This window comes from Lentzea aerocolonigenes, assembly GCF_000955955.1.
GTDB lineage: Bacteria > Actinomycetota > Actinomycetes > Mycobacteriales > Pseudonocardiaceae > Lentzea > Lentzea aerocolonigenes_A.
In genome coordinates, this window is record NZ_JYJG01000164.1 from 1 (window position 1) to 4,299 (window position 4,299).

The 4,299-nt window shown below is 63.6% G+C and carries 2 protein-coding genes and 2 pseudogenes; 2 read left to right on the forward strand and 2 right to left on the reverse strand.

The window, feature by feature from the left end; translation table 11 throughout:
- Positions 1 to 556 precede the first annotated feature (556 nt).
- Positions 557 to 1,029 (reverse strand): annotated as a pseudogene (locus UK23_RS55060) (hypothetical protein).
- Positions 1,030 to 1,294: 265 nt separating this feature from the next.
- On the opposite strand from UK23_RS55060, the gene UK23_RS23335 reads away from it, so the two are divergent.
- A complete protein-coding gene (locus tag UK23_RS23335; protein WP_045313743.1) occupies positions 1,295 to 1,762 on the forward strand; it encodes a hypothetical protein in 468 nt (155 codons plus the stop codon).
- Between the two features lie 578 nt (positions 1,763 to 2,340).
- Complete coding sequence (locus tag UK23_RS23340; RefSeq protein WP_231114631.1) at positions 2,341 to 3,408, forward strand: glycoside hydrolase family 5 protein; 1,068 nt, start codon at positions 2,341 to 2,343, stop codon at positions 3,406 to 3,408.
- A gap of 259 nt (positions 3,409 to 3,667) precedes the next feature.
- On the opposite strand, the pseudogene UK23_RS23345 reads toward UK23_RS23340, so the two are convergent.
- Positions 3,668 to 4,299: pseudogene (locus UK23_RS23345) on the reverse strand (hypothetical protein); the annotation flags it as partial.

A 4,299-nucleotide genomic window follows, 5' to 3' on the forward strand; every position in this document is an offset into this window, starting at 1 on the left:
GAAGTGGTGGACTGACCAGACCTGACAGGCCACGATGGGGCCGTTCTCGGGACATCTTCCGAAGGCGGCCCCATCAGCATGTTTTGCCTGGTCAGACCCCATAGAGCCTCATTGGGTCTCGACGTCAAATGTCCCCAGTCTCCCCCAGGAGGTCTACAAAGGACAGTGCCGTCCATCCATATTGGACGGTTAAAGTCGTGGATTGGTCCAGCGTCGGGCGGACACGCCCCAAGCTGATTCAGTCCATCACCTCGCGGACGAAGCTGAGCAACGAGCACAAACCAGCCAGCAGTGGACTTGATCAATCGTCAGGAACGAAGGCGACGACACTCGCCGCGTCATGGACGAGCTCGCACTGCACGGACGCGACCACACCATGAAATACGAGCGCGAGTGCCGCGATCCGCCTGACACAAAGTCGGATCAGGCAACTTGCAAGGAGTCCAACAGATCGTCGAAGAAGGCACACAGCATCTCTGGCGCGTCTGGCTGCCCCAGCTCGAATCCACCGAATCGGCAGACCTCGTACCCACGCCCTGCACCTCTAACTGGCTCCTCAGCGCTTCGTGGTCATGTCCGTCGCTGTCCACGCCGCCAACAGTTGGAGCCGCTCGACGGTCGGGGAGGAGGGTGCCGCGATGTAGGTGGACAGCACGAGCGACGGGGTGGACTCGAGGGTGAGCTGCTCGAATCCGAGGACGAGTTCGCCGACGTCGCAGTGGTGGAGTGTTCTGCCGCCAGTGCGGTGTGTGCCGACGTCGTGGCGGCCCAGCGGGTGCGGAAGTCCTCACTGCGGATGGAGAGCTCTCCGATGAGACCGGTGAGGCGCTTGTCGTGCGGGGTGGCTTGCGGAAGGCGTCGTAGGTGATGATCTGGCTCAGGCTGCGCATGGTCATCCAGCCAGGAGCGTTCGTCAGCCGCCACGGCCTCCCGCTGCTCGCTGTCGCCATCCAGAGCACGGACGGCGGCCAAGGGATGTCGCTGACCAACGGCTGCGAGTTGATCGTGAGCCAAGCGTGGCGCGATCATTTCGCGGACGAGGCGCTTCCGCCGGTGTCAGTCCAGCGGATCATCGCTGCCGACGTATCCGAGCCAGGACAACGGCATGCTCAGCTCCTGACAGAGGATCACTTTCCAGGTTCACCCTCAGCACAGCCTTTCGGATCCAAAATGGACCTTCCTGAGCCACGACGACGTCGAGGCCCTCGTCGGTGGCCCGGTCGACGATCAGCGCGGCCACGTCGTCCACCAGCCAGATCCTGAGGCCACGTCCGCGGACATCGACTACGCGCTGGTGCCGATCAGCCGCGTGCCGCTGAAGACGCCGTTCCGCGAAACGTGCATGTCGTCTGCTGCCGATGCCGCCAACGCCTCGTGGTGGGAGCGGCTGCGTGGCCGTGCGAAGGCCCCCACCAGCATGAGCTGCTGTTGGTATCACCGCGGCGACTGGTCGACCGTCATCGACACCGTCACCCGGTTGATCAGCGGTGCGAAGGTCACCGGGCTGAGCGTCGACGAGGAGTTGCGCTACGTCGTTCTCGACGCGGCGCGCGCCGAGGGAGTCACCGGATGGACCATGGCGGCGTTGTACAGCCTGCTCGGCGACCCGATCGTGATCGGTGAGAACGACGGGGAAGTGTGGTCCGTCAACGGCCAGCACCGTACTCGCGCGATGCGCGACGTCGGCGTGACCGAGGTTCTTGTCGCCGACTCTCCGCGCGTCGGCACGACCATCGGGCTGCTGCACGCCGGAGAGCACTGACCACCATGCCTCACCGGCGCGAGACGAATGGCTCCCACTTGCGACCGCACCGCCACTTACCGAGTTGCCAGCCCGGTGGCAGAACGGCTTCCACGCCGAGGTACACCCGGTGGCCGCCCAGAGCGCGTTCCGGTCTGGCGAGAAGGCCACGCTCTCGCAATACCGTCCGAATTCCGAGAGCACGGTTTCCACCACACGGCGCCGCGACAGTGCCCGGACGGTGAACCGCACAACCCCGATCATTGTCGGCGACACCGCTCGAACTCGCCGTTTCGAATCGAATATCGTCGAATTCGGCCGCCGTTCGACAATTTGCCACAGGGAAAGGATTGACTGCACAGATCGGCCCTGCCATGTTGGAATTCACTTTCCCTACTCTGCAGATGCGGCAGACGGACCTACCTGGCCACGGCACCCTTGAGACCGGAAAAGAGAAACTTATGGGTTCAAAAGTTAGAAGGCTCAGGGCCTGCTTCCTCGCAACCGTGCTGACGATTGCCGCGTCTGCATCCGGCCTGACGAGTCCTGCGTCAGCCGACGTCATGAACCAGCTGAACGCTTCACAGATCGTTGCCGACATGGGCGCGGGATGGAACCTGGGCAACCAGCTGGAAAGCACCCTCGACGGAACTCCAAACGAGACAGCATGGGGTCAGCCGGTCATCACTCAGGCTCTCATCGACAAGGTGAGGGCCGCCGGGTTCAAAACGATCCGAATCCCAGTCTCCTACCTGAGGAACATAGGTCCCGGGCCGAACTACACGATCAATTCCTCCTGGCTGGACAGGATCCAAGCCGTCGTCAACTACGCGTACAACCGCGGCATGTACGTGCTGATCAACATGCACGGCGACGGGTACAAGAACTTCGCCGGCTCCTGGCTGATCTGCGACTCGTCCTCACAGTCGACGATCAGGACGAAGTACCAGAGGGCCTGGCAGCAGATCGCGCAGAGGTTCCAGAACTACGACCAGCGCCTGATCCTGGAGTCGATGAACGAGAACTTCGACGGGCAGTACGGCCGGCCGACCCAGCCGTGCTACTCGAACATCAACAGCTACAACCAGATCTTCGTGGACACCGTACGGCGAGCCGGCGGGAACAACGGCTCGCGCTGGTTGCTCGTGCCCGGCTGGAACACGAACATCGACTACACCGCGGGGAACTACGGCTTCGTGCTCCCGAGCGACCAGTACCGGTCCCCCTCGATCCCCAGCAACGAGAAGCGCATCATGATCTCCGTGCACTACTACGCGCCGTGGGACTTCGCTGGAGAGGAAAACGGCCAGATCACTCAGTGGGGACGAGGATCGACCAACCCCTCGAAGAAGTCCACCTGGGGCCAGGAGGACTACCTGGACTCGCAGCTGAAGCTGATGCGCGACGTCTTCGTCTCGAAGGGCTACCCGGTGGTCGTCGGTGAATACGGCTCGATCGACAAGTCGTCGTTCGACTCGTCGAACAACAGGTACCGCGCGGACTTCGCACGTGCCGTCGTAGCCACTTCGAAGAAGTACGGCGCAGCCTCGATCTACTGGGACAACGGACACAACGGCCAGTACGGGTTCGGACTGTTCGACCGAAGGGCACGCACGGTGACGCAGCAGGGCATCATCAACGCAATCATGGGTGCCGTCGCCGGCTAGCAGCAGAACAGCGAACACTGACAACAGGAATTGGCCGGGCGAGGACGAGGGTCTCGGCCGGCCAATCCGTCTTCGCGGTCACTGTTTCGAACGGGAATCACCCTGCCGATCCTCTGGAGTTCGCATGGTCTGCGGTGTACACCGCTGCACGGACGATCAACTCGACCGCGCGAGCGGCCAGTGGTGGATGGCCAGATCGGTGCCGTTACGCGATCCGACCTCCAACCCGGCGCCGATGGGCCGTGATGGAGGTCGGCGATCACATCGCTGACGCGGTCTCCGCCCGCTGATGCTGCCCTGGTTGCGGTGAGGTCTTGACCAGTGAGAGCTGGTCGACGACGACACCGCCCGAACCCGACGCCCGCACGGTGATGGTGGCGCCCCCGCTGGGTAGCACGATGCCGGTGAGCTCGCGCTTGGCCCAGCCTCCCGACGACGGGGTGCTCAGGGTGCGTTGGCTGCCGTTGGCGCCGGTGATCACGACCTGGCCGGCACTGCCCCGAGCGTGCAGGGCCAGGGTGTAGGTGCCTGCGGGCACCGACTCGATCCGCTGCTCCGCGCCGCCGCTGTTGCTCACCTGGAGGGCGAAGCGAGACCCGTTGACGCCACCGTTGACGTTGGTCACCGAACCGCCGAGGTTCCGCCATCCCCGTACGCTGGAGACGATGATGCGGTCGGCCTGGATGTCCGGGTTGAGGATGTAGTGGTTCGCCGGCCCGACGCGCCATTCGCCGGTCGTGACGTTGAACTGCCACTGACTCACCGAGTGGAACCTCGGCCGCGCATCGGTCTTGGTGATCGGCACCCACTGGTTGTGCCCGATGCCGTTCCAGGCGAAGTCGGCCCAGCGGTCGCCGGCGTAGATCACCGTGTTCTGCTTGGTGCCTTGAC

Coding starts and splice junctions, on each gene's coding strand:
- UK23_RS23340 (WP_231114631.1), top strand. CDS start 2,341: ATGGGCGCGGGATGGAACCTGGGCAACCAGCTGGAAAGCACCCTCGAC.